The 18,563-nt window shown below is 73.8% G+C and carries 11 protein-coding genes; 6 read left to right on the top strand and 5 right to left on the bottom strand.

What is annotated here, in order from left to right:
* Positions 1-19 precede the first annotated feature (19 nt).
* The 5 genes from J8403_RS11375 to J8403_RS11355 all read left to right on the top strand — a co-directional run bounded on the left by J8403_RS11375 (position 20) and on the right by J8403_RS11355 (position 7,456).
* Positions 20-1,570, top strand: coding sequence for an NCS1 family nucleobase:cation symporter-1 (locus J8403_RS11375; RefSeq protein ID WP_211123088.1), 1,551 nt, complete (start codon positions 20-22; stop codon positions 1,568-1,570).
* A gap of 87 nt (positions 1,571-1,657) precedes the next feature.
* Positions 1,658-2,695 (top strand): methyltransferase, encoded by a 1,038-nt coding sequence (locus J8403_RS11370; RefSeq protein WP_211123087.1) that lies wholly within the window; start codon positions 1,658-1,660, stop codon positions 2,693-2,695.
* A gap of 102 nt (positions 2,696-2,797) precedes the next feature.
* Positions 2,798-4,285 carry an MFS transporter gene (locus tag J8403_RS11365; RefSeq protein ID WP_211123086.1) on the top strand — a complete coding sequence of 496 codons (1,488 nt, stop codon included), beginning with the start codon at positions 2,798-2,800 and terminating at the stop codon, positions 4,283-4,285.
* Positions 4,286-5,170: 885 nt separating this feature from the next.
* Entirely contained in the window at positions 5,171-5,998 is an 828-nt protein-coding gene (locus J8403_RS11360) for an inositol monophosphatase family protein (RefSeq protein ID WP_211123085.1), read from the top strand.
* Between the two features lie 45 nt (positions 5,999-6,043).
* Positions 6,044-7,456, top strand: coding sequence for a phytoene desaturase family protein (locus J8403_RS11355; protein WP_211123084.1), 1,413 nt, complete (start codon positions 6,044-6,046; stop codon positions 7,454-7,456).
* Positions 7,457-7,490: 34 nt separating this feature from the next.
* Here the strand turns inward: J8403_RS11355 and hemC are convergent, their stop codons facing one another.
* The 5 genes from hemC to J8403_RS11330 form a co-directional block, all read right to left on the bottom strand.
* Entirely contained in the window at positions 7,491-8,423 is a 933-nt protein-coding gene (gene hemC / locus J8403_RS11350; protein WP_211123083.1) for a hydroxymethylbilane synthase, read from the bottom strand.
* 30 nt (positions 8,424-8,453) lie between these two features.
* On the bottom strand, positions 8,454-12,953 hold the full coding sequence (locus tag J8403_RS11345) for an SAV_2336 N-terminal domain-related protein (protein WP_246585806.1): 4,500 nt from the start codon (positions 12,951-12,953) through the stop codon (positions 8,454-8,456).
* Between the two features lie 63 nt (positions 12,954-13,016).
* Complete coding sequence (locus J8403_RS11340; protein WP_246585805.1) at positions 13,017-14,066, bottom strand: AAA family ATPase; 1,050 nt, start codon at positions 14,064-14,066, stop codon at positions 13,017-13,019.
* A 118-nt stretch (positions 14,067-14,184) separates the two neighbouring features.
* Positions 14,185-16,362: a VMAP-C domain-containing protein gene (locus tag J8403_RS11335; protein WP_246585804.1), complete on the bottom strand. Its 2,178-nt coding sequence runs from the start codon at positions 16,360-16,362 to the stop codon at positions 14,185-14,187.
* 45 nt (positions 16,363-16,407) lie between these two features.
* Positions 16,408-16,887, bottom strand: coding sequence for a CU044_2847 family protein (locus tag J8403_RS11330; RefSeq protein WP_343245285.1), 480 nt, complete (start codon positions 16,885-16,887; stop codon positions 16,408-16,410).
* A 152-nt stretch (positions 16,888-17,039) separates the two neighbouring features.
* On the opposite strand from J8403_RS11330, the gene J8403_RS11325 reads away from it, so the two are divergent.
* Positions 17,040-18,515, top strand: coding sequence for a DNA-3-methyladenine glycosylase 2 family protein (locus tag J8403_RS11325; RefSeq protein ID WP_211123080.1), 1,476 nt, complete (start codon positions 17,040-17,042; stop codon positions 18,513-18,515).
* Positions 18,516-18,563: the final 48 nt, after the last annotated feature.

Raw genomic sequence — 18,563 nt, 5'->3', positions numbered from 1 at the left:
ACGAACGAAGAGGGTCCCCATGACCGCTACCGCACCGCCCCCTGCCGAGCCGGACCCGGTCACCTCCCACCCCGACGGCCGGGTGGAGCTGCCGCCCGGTGCGACCCTGGACGACCACCGCTTCAGCAACGAGGACCTGCGCCCGGTGCCGGTGGCCGAACGCCGCTGGACCACCTACAACTTCACCGCGCTGTGGGTGGGCATGGCCCACAACATCCCCTCCTGGACGCTCGCCTCCGGCCTGGTCGCGCTCGGCATGGACTGGAAGCAGGCCGTCTTCACCATCGCCGTCGCCAATGTCGTCGTCCTGCTGCCGATGCTGCTCACCGGCCACGCCGGGCCCAAGTACGGCATCCCCTTCCCCGTGCTGGCCCGCGCCTCCTTCGGGCTGCGCGGCGCCAACCTCCCGGCGCTGATCCGCGCCGCCGTGGCCTGTGCCTGGTTCGGCATCCAGACCTGGATCGGCGGGCAGGGCATCTACATCCTGCTGGGCAAGGTCGTCGGGGGCGGCTGGGAGAGGGCCGGGGAGATCGCCGGTTACCCCTGGACGCTGTGGCTGTGCTTCCTCGTCTTCTGGGTGCTGGAGCTGGCCATCATCTACCGCGGCATGGAGACCCTGCGCCGCTTCGAGAACTGGGCCGCGCCCTTCGTCCTCGTCGGAGCCGTGGTGCTGCTGGTGTGGATCGCGGACAAGGCGGGCGGCTTCGGCTCGCTGCTCGACCAGCCCTCCCGGCTGGGCTGGGGCAGCGACTTCTGGCCGGTCTTCTTCCCCGCCCTGATGGGCATGATCGGCTTCTGGTCCACCCTCTCGCTGAACATCCCCGACTTCACCCGCTTCGGCGCGGGGCAGCGGGCCCAGGTGTGGGGCCAGACGCTGGGGCTGCCCACCACCATGACCGCCTTCGCACTGCTGTCGGTCTTCGTGACCTCCGGTTCCGAGGCGGTCTACGGGGAGCCGATCTGGGACCCGGTGGCGCTCGCGGGCAAGGCGGACAATGTCTTCGGCCTGCTCTTCGCGCTGGTCACGGTGCTGATCGCCACCGTCTCGGTCAATATCGCGGCCAATGTGGTCTCGCCCGCGTACGACCTGGCCAATCTCGCGCCGAAGTTCATCACCTTCCGTACCGGGGCGCTGATCACCGGCATCGTCGGGGTGCTCATCTTCCCCTGGAAGCTCACCTCCACCCCCGAGCTGTACATCTTCACCTGGCTCGGGGTGGTCGGCGGACTGCTCGGCACGGTCGCGGGCGTCCTGATCGCCGACTACTGGATCATTCGCCGTACCGTTCTCGATCTCGCCGATCTGTATCGGACCAAAGGGCGCTATTGGTATGCATCCGGTTGGAACTGGCGGGCGGTTGTCGCCTTCGTGGTGGGCGGTGTGCTCGCGGTGGGCGGTTCCGCCTCCCAGCCCGGCAAAGGGCCTTTTCCCAAGGAAGGGTTAATTCCGTTTCTTCGGCCGCTCGCCGACTATGGATGGGCGGTCGGACTCGGGGCTTCATTGGTCCTGTATACGGCCCTGATGCTGCCCGTCGGGGCCCGGCGAACAAAAGACGCTCCCGCCCCCTGAAACCTTCGAACATGGTTACAATCACCTCGGATTTTGTGCTCTGATGTGCCGTCGGCTGAACGACTCCTTGTCAGAGAAGGGTTGGGCATGACACAAACCGAGGTACCGATAGATGTGGAGCTCAGAGGGCTCTACAAGGCCCACTATCGGTTTCAGTTCCTGAGCGCGGGATTCCAGTTGGGGCTCTTCGCGTTGGTGGAGAAGGAACCGGGTCTGGCCGTGCGGGAGATCGCCGCACGGCTGGACCTCAAGGAGCAGCCCACCCGCATCCTCCTTCTCGGCTGTACGGTATTCGGGCTTTTGCACAAGGACGGCGAGGGTTACCACACCACCCCGCTCTCGAAGCCGCTGACCGCAAACTTCGACGAGGCGCCCGCCTCCAACATTCCCTGGGAACAGCACGGTATCTACCGGGCGATGGCCTGGTTCTGTGAATCCCTCAAGGAAGACACCAACCTCGGTCTGCGGCGGGAAATTCCGGGAACGGCGCCCACCCTCTACGGGCGGCTCGCCGAAAATCCCGAGCTGGAGACCACATTCCACACCATGATGTCGTCGGTGAGCAGGCTCGTGGGCGCCGAACTGGGCGAGAAGCTGGACCTCTCGGGGTGCGGCCACCTCCTGGACATCGGCGGCGGAACGGCCATCAACGCCGGCAACCTCGCCGCCCGCTGGCCGGACCTGCGCATCACCATCGCCGATCTGCCCTCCGTGGCCACCGCAGCCAACGAGAAGATCGGGAAGCTCGGGCTGGCCGACCGGGTGCGGGCGGTGAGCCTCGACGCCTTCCACGACGAGTTCCCGACCGGCTGCGACGGAGTGCTCTTCGCCCACTTCCTGGAGATCTGGTCCGCCGAGCGGATCCAGGAACTGCTCGCCAAGGCCGCCCGCGCCCTCCCGCCCGGCGGCCGGATCTACGTGGTCACCCCGCGCCAGGACGACGACGGCACCGGGCCCGAGCGGGCGGCGATGCTGTCCGCCTACTTCCACACCATCGCCTCCGGCGAGGGCATGGTCTACACGGGCGCCGAGTACGAGGAGTGGTTCCGCACGGTGGGCTTCGAGCCCACCGGACGGCTGCCCCTCGGCGCGGACACCGTCGTGATCACCGGCCGCAAGGCATAGTCCGGAACCCGGGCGAGGCACCCCGGCGGGCGGACCCTTCGATGCGGAGGTCGCAGCGGTCCGTGCGCCGGGGCATGACCCGCCCCGATCAGGAGGCGAACCATGGCCGGCTCCATGAGCCAAGCCACCCCGGGCGACGCGGACGGCGAAGACGGTCCGCCGCCGCACCACCGCCATAAGTGGCTGATCCTGGGGATCTGCTGCATCAGCCTGTTCATGGTGGGCCTCGACACCACCATCGTGAATCTCGCCCTGCCGTCCATCCAGGAGGATCTGGACGCCTCGCCCTCGGGACTGCAGTGGACGGTGGACTCCTACACCGTGGTGCTCGCCAGCCTGCTGATGCTCTCCGGCTCCATGGCCGACCGGTTCGGCAGGCGCCGGACCTTCCAGACCGGGCTGCTGCTGTTCAGCCTGGGGTCACTGCTGTGCGGGCTCGCCACCGACACCGGTTCGCTGATCGCCTTCCGGATGGTGCAGGCCATGGGCGGGGCCATGCTCAACCCCGTCGCGGTCTCGATCATCGCCAACACCTTCACCGACCTCAAGGAGCGGGCCAGGGCGATCGGGCTCTGGGGCGCGGTCGCGGGGGTGAGCATCGCGCTGGGGCCCGTCGTCGGCGGCGCGCTGGTGGACTCGACCGGCTGGCAGGCCGTCTTCTGGGTCAACCTCCCGGTCGCCGCCCTCGCCCTCGTCCTCACCGCGCTGTTCGTCCCCGAGTCCAAGGCCCCGCGGCCGCGCCGGCTCGATCCGGTGGGACAGCTGCTGGTGATCGTGCTGTTCGCGACGCTCACCTTCGGCATCATCGAGGGCCCGGTCAGGGGCTGGGGCTCGGCGCAGATCATCGGCTGCTTCACCGTCGCGGCCGTCGCCGCCGCCACCCTCATCCGCTATGAACTGCGCCGCGCCGAACCGCTGCTGGACGTCCGCTTCTTCCGCAGCCCCTCCTTCAGCGGCGCCATCGCCTCGGCGGTGTGCGGTTTCGCCGCGCTCGCCGGGTTCCTTTTCCTCAACGCCCTGTATCTGCAGGACGTACGGGACTTCTCCCCGCTGCACACCGGGCTGCTCACGCTGCCGATGGCGGCCATGACGCTGGTCTCCTCACCGCTCGCGGGCCGTATCGTCGGCGCCCGCGGCCCGCGTATCCCCATGGTGATCGCCGGGGCCGGTACGGCGGGGTGCGGGCTGCTGCTGACCCAGGTGGGCGCGGACACCCCCATCTGGTACCTCGTGATCGCCTACGTGGCGTTCGGCATCGGCTTCGGCATGCTCGACGCCCCGCTCACCTACTCGGCCGTGTCCGGGATGCCGCGCTCCCAGGCGGGGGTGGCCGCCGCGGTCACCTCCACCGGCCGCCAGGTGGGGGCGGCCCTCGGCGTCGCCGTCCTCGGCTCGGTCTCCACCGCCCGGGTGCACGGCCCCTTCGCCTCCGGCTTCCCCGGGGCCAGCCATCTGGGCTGGGCGATCATGGCAGGCTGCGGCCTCGCCATCGCGACCCTGGGCCTCCTCACCACCGCCCCCCGCCCCCGCGACCCGGCAGCCCCCACCCCCGAACCCACCACAGACCGCCCCACCGAACGCGTGCCCTGACCCCTGCCAGGCGCCGTGCGTGGTCCTGCGCCACGCCTGGCGCACGGCGGCGCGTCCGTTCCGGGGCCCCGGGCACGCAGCGGCGCGGCCTTGGTTCCCGGGCGCTGGGCGTCCGGCAGCGCTTGCGTTCCGCGCCCGCGGCGCCTGACTCCGCGCCGGTTCCCGCGCCCGCGGCGTCCTCGTTCCCGGGCCCCGGGCGCGCGGCGGGACGCTCGTACCCGCGCCGCGACGCCTGCCAACGCTTCCGTTCCGCACCCCTTCCCGCGCCTGCGGCATTCGCACTGCGCGCGGCCCGCGGCGTCCGGCACCGTGCCCGCAGCGTCCGGCACCACGCCCGCAGCGTCCGGCGCCGTGCTGCGGCATGCGGCACCGCGCCCGCGGCGTCCGGCACCACGCCCAAGGCGCGCGGCCCACGGCGTCCGGCACCGCGCCCGTTCCCGTTCCCGTTCACGCGCCCCGCGGCCCCGCCGCCCGGCGGCCCCGCGGCCCCGCGGCCCGGCGGCCTGGCGGCCCCGCGGCCCCGCGGCCCGGCGGCCCGGCGGCCCGGCGGCCTGGCGGCCCCGCGGCCCCGCGGCCTGGCGGCCCCGCAACCCCGCGGCCCCGCAACCCCGCGGCCTGGCGGCCTGGCGGCCCGGCGGCCTGGCGGCCCCCGCAACCCCGCGCCCCGCAATCCCGCGGCCCGGCGGCCTGGCGGCCCCGCAACCCCGCGGCCCGGCGGCCCCGCGGCCCCGCGGCCCCGCGGCACCCGCGGCACCCGCGGGTCGGCGGGGTGGGTCGGGATGCCGGTCGAAAGGGGATTTGCGGCGGTCGCTCCCTTCACCTCGATGACATCGTCCGGCAGCCGGTATGCCATCTGTCGTCGCTGAGACATGATTCGATGAACGCATGATCGATGAATTTCTCGCCGGTGATCTCGGCGCGGTGGAGGAGGCGATCCGCACGGCGGTCGCCGACGAGGTCATGCCGCGCTACCGGCAGCTCGCCGCCCACGAGATCGTGGAGAAGAATGGTCCGCACGACCTGGTGACCATCGCCGACCGGCAGGCCGAGGAGCATCTGACCGACGCCCTCACCAAGCTGCTGCCCGGCTCCGTGGTGGTGGGCGAGGAGGCGGTGCACGCCGATCCGGCCGTGCTCACCGCCCTCGGTGGCGACGCACCCGTATGGATCGTGGACCCGGTCGACGGCACCCGGCAGTTCGTCCACGGCGACCCCGGCTTCGCGACGCTGGTCACCCTCGCGCACCGCGAAGAGCTCCTCGCGTCCTGGACCTACGCCCCGGTGTTCGACCAGATGGCCATCGCCCGCCGTGGCGGAGGCGCGCTGCTGAACGGCGAGCCGATCCACTGCGGCTCCCCGGAGCCCGGCGCGGTCCTCCACGTCGCCGTCTCCCACTACGACTTCACCACCGACGCGGAGAAGCGCGCCCTGTCCGGCCTGCAGGTGCCGGGAGTTGAGGTGCGCCCCTGCGGTTCGGCCGGTCTGGAATATCTGAACGTGGCCCGGGGGCTGCTCGACGCCGTCGCCTTCACCTGGGAGAACGCCTGGGACCACGCCGCCGGTCTGCTGCTGGTCGGTGAGGCGGGCGGGGCACATGCCACGCTCGACGGCAAGCTGTTCCGGATCAGCGGGGGCAATGCCCTTCCTTTCACGGCGGCCAGGGACGAGGCGACCGTTGCGCATATCCTGGGCTTGCTGGCCGCCGCCGGCTGATCGTTCCACTGATTCCTCAAGGACGAGGGGGCCGAGGTGCCGTCCATGCTCGACGCGGTCGTTGTGGGTGCCGGGCCGAACGGGCTGACCGCGGCCGTCGAACTCGCCCGCCGCGGCTGTGCGGTGGAGATCTTCGAGGCCGCGGACACCATCGGCGGGGGGTCCCGCACCGAAGAGCTGACCCTCCCGGGCTTCCGGCACGACCCCTGCTCCGCCGTGCACCCCCTCGCCATCGGCTCCCCGGCCTTCGAGCGGATGCCGCTCGCCCGGCACGGCCTGGAGTGGCTCCACCCCGAACTGCCGCTGGCCCACCCCTTCCCCGACGGCTCGGCCGCGGTGCTGGCCCGCTCGGTCGGCGAGACCGCCAGGTCGCTCGGCCCGCGCGACGCCGGTACCTACCGCCGGCTGCTGGCGCCCTATCTGGGCAAATGGGCCACCCTCGCCCCCGATGTACTGCGCACCGCCTGGGACGGTGTGCCCCGCGACCCGATCACCTGGGCCCGCTTCGGGCTGCACGCGCTGCAGCCGGTCTCGCTGCTCGCCGGGCCGCTGCGCTTCCGGGACGAGAAGGCGCGCGCCCTGTTCACCGGGCTGGCCGGGCACGCCATCGCGCCGACCAGCGCGCCGGCCACCGGCGGACCCGCCCTGATCTTCGCCGTGGCGGCCCATGAGGTCGGCTGGCCGATTCCGCGCGGCGGCTCCCAGTCGATCGTGGACGCCCTGGGGGCGTATCTACGGGAGAACGGCGGGACGATCCACGTCTCCACCGAGGTCAAGCGGCTCGACGAGCTGCCGCCAGCCCGCGCGTACATCTTCGACACCTCGCCGCGCGCCCTGGCCCGGATCGCCGGTCTCGGCAACGCCTACCGTCACTACCGTTACGGGGCCAGCGCCTTCAAAATCGACTACGCGATGTCCGGCCCGGTGCCGTGGACCGCGCCCGAGGCCCGGCGCGCGGGCACCGTCCATGTCGGCCCCACCTCGGGCGAGATCGGCGCGGCGCTGCGGGCCGCCGTCGAGGGGCGCGACCCCTCCGTGCCGTTCCTGATCACCTCTCAGCCGACCCTGCTCGACCCCTCACGGGCCCCGGAGGGCAAGCACACCTTCTGGGCGTACGGCCATGTGCCCAGCGGGTGGAAGGGCGACGCCACCGAGGTGATCGAGCGTCAGATCGAGCGCTTCGCCCCCGGTTTCCGGGATCTCGTCCTGGCCCGCGCGGTGGCCGGACCGCCCGAACTCGCCGCGCGCAACGCCAACTACATCGACGGCGACATCGCCTGCGGCGCCTTCGAGGGCATCCAGGCGGTCATACGGCCGGGGCTCGCCCGCGTCCCGTACGCCACCGCCCACCCGGCGGTCTTCCTGTGCTCCTCCGCCACCCCACCGGGGCCCGGCGTCCACGGCATGTCGGGGCACCATGCGGCGCGGGCGGTGTGGCGGAGGCTGCGGGCGCGGTAGGGCACGGAGGCCCGGACGGCGGCGGGAACCCGCCTCAGTGCGGGATCGTGTCGATGACCTCGCGGGCGCCCTGCCGCAGCAGCGCCACCGCGACCGACGTCCCCAGCGTGGCCGGGTCCAGCGGGCCCGCCCACTCGTGGGCGTCCAGCACCGTCTTGCCGTCCGGGCTGAAGACCCGGGCGCGCAGCGAGAGCCGGCCGTCGCGCTCGGCCCTGGCGTAGCCCGCGATGGGGGAGTTGCAGTGCCCCTGCAGCACATGCAGCAGCATCCGCTCCGCGCTGATTTCCTTCCAGACGTCGGCGTCGCCGAGCCCGGCCACCGCGTCGATCGTCTCGGTGTCGTCCTCGCGGCACTGCAGCCCCAGCACCCCGGCCCCGATCGGCGGGCACATGGTGTCCACCGGCAGGATCTCGCTGATCCGGTCCGTGCGGCCGATCCGCTCCAGCCCCGAGACGGCCAGCATCAGCGCCTCGCACTCGCCCGCGTCCAGCTTCTCCAGCCGGCGGTTGGCGTTGCCGCGCATCGGCACGCACTCCAGCTCCGGGTGGGTGATGGCCAGCTGGGCGATGCGGCGGACGGAGGAGGTGCCGATCCGGGACCCCGCGGGCATCTCGTCGAGGGTCAGCCCCTCGGGGTGGATCACGGCGTCGCGGATGTCGTCCCGCTTGAGGTAGGCGGCGAAGACCGTGCCCGCGGGCAGCGGCCGGTCGGCGGGCACGTCCTTGATGCAGTGCACCGCGAGGTCCGCCTCGCCCGCCAGCAGCGCGGCGTCCACCTCCTTGGTGAACGCCCCCTTCCCGCCCAGCTTCGACAGATCGCCCATCCAGCGGTCCCCTGAGGTGGTGACCGGCACGACCTCCGTACGGATGCCCGGCCGCAGCGCGGCCAGCTCGGCGCGGACCCGCTCGACCTGGGCGAGGGCCATGGGGGAGGAGCGGGAGACGATGCGGATCAAATCGGCGGACATGGCGTAGAGGATAGGCCCTCACGGCGGGCGCTATGTCCCGGCCCCGGGGAACCCCTCCGCGACCAGCGCCGCGAGATCGAGGTAGGCGTCGAAGGTCCTGGGCGTCAGCTGTGCGAGGTCGATTTCCCTCCCGGCGGCCACATGGTCGTCGTACGGCACGACGACCACGTCGCGGCAACGGGCCCGGAACTCCGTGACCGGGTCTTCTCTCGGGTCGGGCTGGGACGTCTCGTGTGATGTGCTGATCACGGTGATGGCGTTTCGTACCAGGTCCGCGCGGCCGTCCCCGGCCAGCCGGTCCAGGATCGTGTGCGCGCTGTTCGTGAGTTCCGCGGACGGGGTGGTGACGATGATCAGCTGGTCGGCGAGGTCGATCACGCCCCGCATGCCGGTGTGGGACGCGTCGGCGTCCGAGTCGGCGAGAATGATCGCGTAGTGCCTGCTCAGCGCCCCGATGACGCGGCGGTACTCCTCGTTGGTGATCGGGACTCGCCGGGTTCCGTGACTCCGTAGGTCATAGTCCCCCGCGAGGATCTCGAGTCCGGACGGCTTCCGTGTGGTGAATGGCTCCAGGGACGGATAGTCGTCGGGAAGCGGATCACTGTGCGCCAGATCACGTATGGTCGCCCCGGTCTCGTGATGAACGCGACGGGTGAGACCCCGGCCGCCGGGGATCGCGTCGACCGCGAGGACGCGCTCCTCGCGCTCGCTCGCGAAGATGGCGCCGAGCGCGAGGGTCGTGGCGGTCCGCCCGACCCCGATCGGGTGGCTGATCACCGCGATGCGGTGGCAGACCGTCAGGTCCCTCAGGATCGCCTCCCGTCTGCGTTGCCGCCGGGCACTTCTGCCGAATCCGGCGTTCCGGAGAATGGCCGTCAGGCGGCTGGGGCGTGCGGCGCGGGCGGGCGGGGCCTCGGGTTGCTCCGGAAGCGGCACCTCAGGGCCGGGGACGGACGTGTCCGGCGCCGGGTCGTCCGGGAGTTGGGCGTCCGTCGACACGGACTCGTACGACGTGGGGGCGAAGGTCGGCGTGGCCGTCAGGCACTGGACGAAGACGTCCGCCACCCGCCCCGCCGAGGGTCGCCTGCCCGGCCGGTCGTCCAGACAGGCGGAGATGGTCGAGAGCAGTTGGGGATTGCGCCACAGGTCCATGGTGCGGACGAGGTCACCGGTCGGCTGCGCGTCGCTCAGGGCGCGGAGGATCTCGCCCATCGCGTAGACGCTGTCCGCGGAGGCGGGGGCGCCCGGAAGGCGGGCGTTGACGCTCGCGTCGGTCCAGCCGATCAGCTTCACCGTGCTGTCGGTGACGAGCACGGTGTCCGCCGTGAGCGGCCCTGGCGCGACGCCCTTCAGCGAGCACATGTTCACCGCCTCGGCGATGCGGAGGCCGATGGTGGCGGCCCGCACGGCGTCCAACAGGGGGGAGCCGTCGGGCCTTCGGCCCAGGAGCGAGGAGAGCGGCGGTGCCGGGGAGTCGTCGGGGAGCCGGACGCATTCCACCACGAGCCCCGGAGGGTTGAGCGAGGAAGCGTCGAGGAGGAGCCGGGGGGCGTAGTGCCCGGCCATCTGCCGCAGCGCCTCCGCCTCGGCCCGCAGCCGTCGCCCGATGCCCTGGGCGGTGCCGCCGGGGGCGACGCGTATCACCACATCGTTCGAGGCGCCCGGCCGCCGGGCCAGATAGACGCCGTACCCCCGACTGCCGCCCAGCCTGCGGTACGCCCGATAGGCGTTGATCGTCGGCAGGGTGTTCTCGGGCTCCGGGCGGGGGGCGGGAGCGGGGTCGGGCGGCGCCGAGGAGGGTGGGGCCGTCGACACATCCCCACCGCAGGTGTCGCAGAAGCGGTCGTCCGGGGCCAGCGGACTGCCGCACAGCGGGCAGGCGGTGGGGTGCTCGGGGCGCGGCCGGGGTTGCCCGGCGCGGGCATTCGGTGGCGCGCCGTCCGGCCGGAAGTCCATGAGGAACTCCCAGATCCCACGTGCGGTGTGGTGGACGGGGTTCTCCCGGCATGCCATCACCACGGCGCGGAGTGGTTCCCAGACGGCACCGCTCCAGCGCGGCATGAAATACAGCCCCGGGGCAGGGTGACGCGCCAGCGCCCCGCCGCCGAGGCACAGCAGGATGTCGCCCAGCGCACCGACGACATCCTTGGAGGTCGGCGGGCGGCCACCGGCGGACGCCGGGGACGCCATCCCGTCGATGGTGGCCGACGACCAGCCGGTCAGGAGGACGTCCTCACCGGCGATATGCACGGTGCTGATGCTGAGGCCGCCGTGCACCATCCGCGCGGCCTCGGAGATCCGCACCGCGTCCGCGACCTTGCGGGCGAGTGCGAGGGCGGTATGGCCGTCCCAACGCCCGGGACTGGTAAGGAGGGCGTCGTCCTGCCGGTCCTCCCACTGCTCGGCGTCGCCGCGTAGGACGAAGTCCAGCCGTTCCCCGATGAAGGCTTCTTCCGCGATCCACGGAACGTCGTCGTTCAGCCCCTCGCGCAGCAGACGGCGGGCGTAGCGGCCGTCCATCCGGCGCAGCGCCTCCGCCTCCACCGCCAGCAGGTCGGCGGCCTGCCGGCCACTCAGACGCCGGGCCACCTGGACGACGGCCTCCGCGTCGTATGCGTCCCGGCCCAGATACGGATTGAGCCGCGCTCCCGGTGGTCCGGCCATCGTCAGCCGGTACGGACCGATCGTGCCCGGATCATCGGGCTCCAAGCGGCGCCACGCCAGCGCCGCCGTACGGGTCGCGAACGCCGACGACAGCGACGGCGCCCCCAGCCGGGCCGCCAGCCGTCGCTCCACCGCGCTGAACGGCCGGGCGCCGGCCGGAAGCCGGTCGGTGCCGCGGGCGTCGGCCAGCCAGGCCGGGAAGTCGGGGGAGCGGCCGGCCAGTTGCTCAAGGCGACGGCCGATCAGCTTGCTGGTCGCGACCAGTTCGGATAGCGGTACCGCGCCCAGCAGCGCCCGCTGTGCCGCGTCGGCGAAGGCGAAGGGACGGTGTTCGGGCGGCAGTGGGTCCGGTCCCGCCGAGGCGGGCGGTGCGACGGGGCGCATCAGGCCGCCCAGGAACACCTCGGCGAGACGTCCGGTGTCGGTCCGGCCGTCCACCGCCTTCTGCACCATCCGCATCACCGGCACCGGCAGCGGGGCCACGGCGGCCAGATGGGCCGCCAGCCGGTACGCCTCCGGGGACGCCGCGTCCCGGAAGCGCTGCACCCGGCTCAGCTCATCGGCCGGGGTCGGGGTGGCGGCCGGGCCGGGGACGGTGGGGGCGGCGGCCGGGTCCGGGGCGGTGGCGGCCCGGGCGGGCTGGGGGCCGCCGCGCCCCGGGTCCAGCAGCGGCAGGACCGCCGTACCGCTCGCGGAGGCGATCAGCCGGGCCCAGTCGGCCAGCGGTCCGGCGTCCGGTTCCAGCACCGGCACCGGCACCCCCTCGAACCGCGCCAGGGCGGCGGGCAGCACCGGATCCGCGACCGTCCAGTCCGTATTGGCCGAGCCCGGTCTGCGGGTCCGCACCTGCCAGCGCCGCGCCCGGATCCCGGAGCCCTCCCACAGCCGGGGCGGCAGCGCGTGCACCACCGCCGTGGGGCCGACCCCCGCCCAGCGCGCCAGCACCTGCCCCATCCGCCCGTCCCGCCACGCGGCCCCCACCCCGTCGCTCACCACGAGCACCAGCGTGTGCCCGGAGGGGTCCGAGAGCGCCGTCGTGGGGAGCCGGGGCGCGTCCGGGGCGTAGGGGCGGGCGCGCAGCGCGGGGGCGTCGGCGCCGCGTGTGTGCAGGCCCAGCACCCGCACGACGCGGAACGCGCCCGAGCGCTGCAGCACGGTGCGCAGTTCGACGGCGAGCCGCCGCCACAGCAGCATCGACATCCCGTCGTCGATGACGAGCGCGAGATCGAGCCAGCGCTCGCGGGCGGGGCGGGTCACCACGTCCGGCAGACCGGTCTCGGCCAGCGCCGTGGCGGTGGCCGCCTCGTCGAACTCCCGCTTGAGCGGATTGGGGCGGTGCTGTTTCAGCGGGCGCAGGGCACGGCCGATGGACAGCTCCTGGCGCAGCGCCTTGTCCTCGGGCACGCGCAGCGGCAGCGCCCGCCGCGCGTCGGGCGCCCCTTCCGTATCGGGGCCCTGGCTTCCGCCGTACAGGCCGCGCAGCCGCTGATCGCGACGCGGGCGGGGGCGGGGCTGGTCCGGCGGATCGTCCGGGTGCGCCTCGACGGGGTCCGGCGGCTGGACGCCGGGTGCGGAGTGATCGGCCCGCTGCGGGAGAGGGGCGGGCGTGGCCGGTCGGGCGGTCGGCTCGGGGGTCCGGTGGGCGGGCGTGGCGGGGGAGGCCGTGGCGGCGGAGGAGTGGGTGGGTACGGGCGGCTCGGCGGGCAGTGCCGTCCCGCCATCTGTCACCGCGCGGGCCAGGGGCGCCCGCTCCGCATCGTCCTCGGGCAGCCGGCCGGCCAGCCAGAGCGCGTCGAGCAGCTCCTCCCTGGAGAGTGCGAGACCGCTGGAGGCGAGGAGCCCCACGGCCTCATCGAGCCGCCCCAACCGCCCTCCGCCGCGCTGCCCCGCGGCGTCACCCCGCCTCGCGTCACCCCGGCTCATGCGTCGTTACACCGCCCCGCCCAGCCGGTGCAGCACCGCTTCCAGGAGCCCGTCCGCCGTCACGTCCATGCCGCCCGCCCGCAGGAACACGGCGTTCAGCAGCTGATCGGTCGCCAGCTCGCGGGCCGCGCGTCGACGGAGGAAGGCGTCCAGCAACTGATCGACCTCCTCCAGCGCGTCGTCCCCCAGGTGCGCGGTGACGATCGCCCGCAGCCGCCCCTCGTCGGGGGTGGGCAACTCCAGCCGTACGCAGCGGCGCAGGAAGGCGGGCGGAAAGTCGCGCTCACCGTTGCTGGTGATCACCACGACCGGGAACTCCTCGCACACCAGCCGGCCCCGACGCACCGTGGCCCGCTCGCCCGCCCGTGCGGTGAGCACCTCCACCACCGACTGGTCCTCCGGCAGCCGGGCCAGCTCGGGGATCTCGAACTCGCCCTCCTCGAAGACGGTCAGCAGGTCGTTCGGCAGGTCGACATCGCCCTTGTCGAGTTCGTCGACCAGCAGCACCCGGGGGCGTTCGTCCGGCACCAGCGCGGTGCCCAGCGGTCCCAGCCGTACGAAGCTGCCGATGTCGGGCTCGGTCTCGCCGCGGTCGCGGGTCAGGGCCGTCTCGCGCAGCCGCCCGATCGCGTCGTAGCGGTAGAGCGCGTCCTGCACGGTGGAACGGCTGTTGACCGGCCAGCGCAGCACCTCGCCCAGACCCATCTCATGCGCGACCGCCCGCGCGAGCGAGGACTTGCCGGTCCCCGGGCTGCCGGTGACGAGCAGCGGGCGCCGCAGATGGAGGGCGGCGTTGACCACGTCGGCGTGTTCGGGCGAGATGAGATACGGCGCCGGGCCCGCGGAACCGGAAGCGGACGGCGCCCGTTCCCCGTCCCCGCCGGGGGCCGTCCGCTCTCCGTCACCGCCGGGGGCTGCCCGCTCTCCGTCACCGCCGGGGGCCGTCCGCTCCCCGCCGCCGAAGCGGCGCCACGGCGGGGCGGGCGGCATCTCCACGCGCCGGGGCACGCCGTCCCCCCGGAACAGCCGCCAGTCCTGCCGTTCCCGTGGATTCATCGGGGAACCTCCCTTTCGGTCCGCCTCAGCGGACATCGCGCGCCTCCTGCCGTCATCACGCCCCGCCGCCCCCGCCCAGCACCGCCACCGCGTCCCACAGCCCCTGGGTTTCCCACCGTCACTCCGTGGGGTCCGCGAGGTCCAGCCGTGGCAGCGCCCGCCCGGCGTCGGCCCAGGCGAGCACCGGCCGTCCGCTGTACTCCTCGGGCCGCTGCAGGGTCTTCGTGCGGTAGGTCCGTACCGCTTCGGGCAGTTCACGGGCGCTCACCCCCGCCGCGTGGCGCACGGCCGGGGATCCCGCCTCCCCGCTCCGGTCCCACAGCACCACCGGAATGCCCGCGGCGAGACACATCTGCACCACACCGGTGCGCCGGTGGGCCGCCACATCGATGGTGACCCGGGCGGTGAGCCGCTCCATGACCAGCCCGCACACCGCCTCCGGGTCCGGGGCGGTGGCGTCGTCGATGTGCACGGGCTCCTCGGCGTCCAGCCGGACCCAGCGCTCCCGCCACTGGTCGAGCATCGTGCCCCCGTTCAGCTCCCGCAGCTCGGGGCAGTTGACGACCAGGGGGTACGGAGTGCCGAGCCGCATGGGGAGCACCGCGCCCGGCCCCGCGGCCTTCCAACGGTCCACGGGCACCTCCAGGGCGTCCCGGTCCACGATCAGTTCGATGACGGGCCGTGGCCCCGACGGGTCGGGGCGGCGCAGCGAGCCCACGGCGGCGAAGATCTCCTGGGCCACCTCCTCGGCGCCGCGCGGCCGTTCGCTGTCGTCCGACACCTGGCGCAGCCCGTCCCCGTCGTCGCACCACAGCCGCAGCCGGTACCGCTCCGGCTCCTCGCGCGCCGTCGCCGATGTGCCGCCCGACGGGGGCCCGTAGGGGTCCAGCTTGGCCACGACGCGGGGTGCGGAGCCCCGGGAGGCGCTCTGTGCCCACTGCTCGGCCTCGAGGCGGCGTTCGGTCATGGCGGCGTCATGGACGCCGAGGCGGCGGGCGACCGCCGCGTTCCACCGCCGCAGCGCGATGCGCTGGTCCGCCGGGCAGCACCCGGCGGCCACGAACTCCACGGCGCGCAGCAGGCCCGGCACGGCCATGACCCCGTCGTCGAGCGGCGAGCTGTCGCCGTGCAGCCCCTCCAGATGGGCGATCAGGGCCTCGAACCGCCCGGCGGGGCCGGCGCCGTTCCCGCCCTCATCACCGTGGCCGCCGTCGCCGCCCCTGCCGCCCTCGCTGCCATGCCTGCCCTCGCCGCCGGTGAGCAGCGCCGCGGGCAGGGCCGCCAGCGGCAGCGCCGCCCGTACGGCCCCGGGGACACCGGCCGCGGCGGCCGTGGGCAGGGCGCGCAGCAGGACCAGCAGCCGCTCGTGCTCACCCGGCGAGAGCAGCTTGGGCAGACCGCAACGGCGTCCGATCGCGAGGAGGTCGTCGGCCGCCGGGCCCGCCGTGCCGCGCACCGCCTCGACCAGCGCGGGCAGCGCACGCCCCCGGGTGAGCAGCAGATGGGCGAACTCGTCGGCGGAGGGCACCCCGTCCGCGCGATGGCCGAGGCCGCACTGCCGGGCGACCGTACGGCAGGAGCGGATCCAGCCCTCGGACCGCGGCAGCGGCCCGTCCAGCAGGGAGACCAGCTCCGCGTAGCCCGGGTGGTCGCGGACGTCCTCCTCGGGCTGACGTGGCAGCAGATGGCCCGCCCCGGCGTCGTGCAGCTCCCGCGCCACCCGCTGCCAGGGGATCCCCCAGGCGCGGCGCAGTGTCCCCTGGATGCGGAGCTTCGCCGTGACGAGCCCGACGACGGCGCCCTCCTCGTTGGACCACAACGGGCCGCCGCTGTAGGCGGGTTCGATGTCCAGGGCGCGCTCGGCGCCGTCGAAGTAGCCGAACCGCCCGTCGCATTCGCTCACTTCGGCATCGGCGAAGACCCCTGGCTCACCGCTGCCGTGCCAGGCGCGTACGAGCTGCCGCTGGGCCATCGGGTGCCAGCGCGGCGGCTCGATCGCGGGCGGCAGAGCGGCGGACAGCCGCAGTACGGCGAGGTCGCCGTTCCACTCGAAGGCGCCCAGGCCGCCGTCGTCGGTCCGCGGCGGTATCCAGACCGCCAGCTCGGCCTCGGCCTCGACGGTGTGCTCCGGTCCGTGGAGCCGTACGGGAACGGCGATCGGACCCGGGTGATCCGGGGCCAACTGGTCCTTTCCGAGGGCACTGTTGACCACATGAGCGCAGGTCAGCAGATGGCGGCGGGGCAGCAGAACGCCCGCGCCGGCCGGTCTTCCGTCGGCCTTGGCGAGAATGGACACGGCGGGCCGCGACAGGGACCCGTGTGCGTGGAACCACCCCATGGCTCAGGCCGAGGAGCCGGGCCGGGACGGCTGCGGCGGCTGTGGCGTATGCGGTGTCTGTGGCGTATGCGGTGTCTGTGGGGTATGCGGCGTCTGCGGAGGCACCGTCGGCTCGGGCTGCTCCGACAGCCTCCAGGTGGCCGAGAGCGTCAAGTTGGCGTTCCCGTTGGCCCCCACGATGCCGAGTTTGAGGTCCTGGCCGATCTGCACCCCGAACTGCACGGTGAACTCCTGCGGCGGATGGGGAGTCGAGCGGACGGCGTCGTGCACCTCCTCCAGCACCTGCCCCAGCCCTTGGAGGATGACGCTCAGCCCGGCGTTGGCAAGGGCGGCCGCGGCCTGCGCACCGCGCCCCACCGGGGTCACGCCACCGACGCCGCCGTACGCGTCCTCGAGGGAGGCGTCCCCCACGGGGGCCAGTTCGAGCCGTACGGTGGTGCCGTTCGCCAGGGGTATCTCACGGTGTTCCGTCACCTTCCTCATCATGCCGATCATCAGCCCCCCGGTCTGCCCCTTCGCACCAAACACCGCCGGAACGGGAACGTGGCGCGGGGCGCCGCGGGCGGGCGTCGCCCGCTGAGGTCAATGTCGGATTCCCGCGAGAACGCACCCGCCCGCTGACGGATGCTGGACCCATGCACACCGACACCGACCGCTGTCTCCGCGCCGCACAGGCCAAGGACGCCCGCTTCGACGGGTGGTTCTTCGTCGCCGTCGTGACCACCGGGATCTACTGCCGGCCGAGCTGTCCGGTCGTCGCGCCCAAGGCCGAGAACATGCGGTTCCACCCCAGCGCCGCCTCCGCCCAGCAGGCGGGCTTCCGGGCCTGCAAGCGGTGCCGTCCGGACGCCAGCCCCGGGTCGCCGCAGTGGAACGAGCGCGCCGACCTCGTCGCGCGGGCCATGCGGCTGATCGCCGACGGCGTGGTGGACCGGGACGGGGTGCCGGGCCTGGCGGCCCGGCTGGGATACAGCACCCGGCAGGTCGAGCGGCAGCTGCTCGCCGAGCTCGGCGCGGGCCCGCTCGCGCTGGCCAGGGCGCAGCGGGCGCAGACCGCGCGGCTGCTCATAGAGACCAGCGCGCTCCCGATGGCGGACATCGCCTTCGCGGCCGGCTTCGCCAGCGTCCGCGCGTTCAACGAGACCGTACGGGAGGTCTTCGCGCTCTCCCCGACCGAGCTGCGGCAGCGGGCCATCCGCGGGCCGCGGGCCAGCGTGCCGGGGGCGCTCACGCTGCGGCTGCCGTTCCGGGCGCCGCTGTGCCCGGACAACCTCTTCGGGCATCTGGCCGCCACCGCCGTCCCCGGGGTCGAGGAGTGGCGCGACGGCGCCTACCGGCGGACGCTGCGGCTGCCGTACGGGCCCGGGGTCGTCTCCCTGAGCCCGCGGCCGGACCACATCGCCTGCCAGCTCTCCCTGGCCGACCTCCGCGACCTGGCCGGGGCGATCAGCCGCTGCCGGCGGCTGCTGGACCTCGACGCGGACCCGGCCGCCGTGGACGACCTGCTGCGTATGGACCTTCAGCTGGCCCCGCTGGTCGACAAGGCCCCGGGGCGGCGGGTGCCGGGCGCGGTGGACGCGGAGGAGTTCGCGGTGCGCGCCGTCCTCGGCCAGCAGGTGTCCACGGCGGCCGCCCGCACCCACGCCGGGCGTCTGGTCGCGGCGCACGGCGAGCCGGTGGAGGACCCGGCGGGCGGCCTGACCCACCTCTTCCCGTCCGTCCAGGCCCTCGCCGGGCTGGACCCCGAGACGCTGGCCATGCCCCGCACCCGCCGCGCCACCCTCACCGGGCTGGTCGGCGCGCTCGCCGAGGGCCGGGTCGCGCTCGGCGTCGGCAGCGACTGGGACGAGGCCCGCGCGGCCCTGGGCACGCTGCCGGGGCTCGGCCCCTGGACCGTCGAGGTGATCGCGATGCGTGCCCTCGGCGACCCGGACGCCTTCGTCCCGACCGACCTCGGGGTGCGGCGCGCCGCCGCCGAACTGGGGCTGCCCGCCACGCCCGGCGCCCTCACCCGCCACTCGACGCGCTGGCGCCCCTGGCGCGCGTACGCCGTCCAGTACCTCTGGGCGACGGACGCCGCCCACGCCATCAACCGCCTGCCTGCGGCCTGACCGTTTGTGGGCAATCGTTCCGCGGGGGGCACCTCCCAGCGGTAGCTG

Source organism: Streptomyces yatensis (assembly GCF_018069625.1).
GTDB classification, from domain to species: domain Bacteria; phylum Actinomycetota; class Actinomycetes; order Streptomycetales; family Streptomycetaceae; genus Streptomyces; species Streptomyces yatensis.
Note: the sequence above shows the minus strand (reverse complement) of the source record. Positions and strands in the feature narration are given on the sequence as shown.

Coding starts and splice junctions, on each gene's coding strand:
- hemC (WP_211123083.1), bottom strand. CDS start 8,423: ATGTCCGCCGATTTGATCCGCATCGTCTCCCGCTCCTCCCCCATGGCC.
- J8403_RS11325 (WP_211123080.1), top strand. CDS start 17,040: ATGCACACCGACACCGACCGCTGTCTCCGCGCCGCACAGGCCAAGGAC.
- J8403_RS11355 (WP_211123084.1), top strand. CDS start 6,044: ATGCTCGACGCGGTCGTTGTGGGTGCCGGGCCGAACGGGCTGACCGCG.
- J8403_RS11370 (WP_211123087.1), top strand. CDS start 1,658: ATGACACAAACCGAGGTACCGATAGATGTGGAGCTCAGAGGGCTCTAC.
- J8403_RS11330 (WP_343245285.1), bottom strand. CDS start 16,887: ATGAGGAAGGTGACGGAACACCGTGAGATACCCCTGGCGAACGGCACC.
- J8403_RS11340 (WP_246585805.1), bottom strand. CDS start 14,066: ATGAATCCACGGGAACGGCAGGACTGGCGGCTGTTCCGGGGGGACGGC.
- J8403_RS11365 (WP_211123086.1), top strand. CDS start 2,798: ATGGCCGGCTCCATGAGCCAAGCCACCCCGGGCGACGCGGACGGCGAA.
- J8403_RS11375 (WP_211123088.1), top strand. CDS start 20: ATGACCGCTACCGCACCGCCCCCTGCCGAGCCGGACCCGGTCACCTCC.
- J8403_RS11360 (WP_211123085.1), top strand. CDS start 5,171: ATGATCGATGAATTTCTCGCCGGTGATCTCGGCGCGGTGGAGGAGGCG.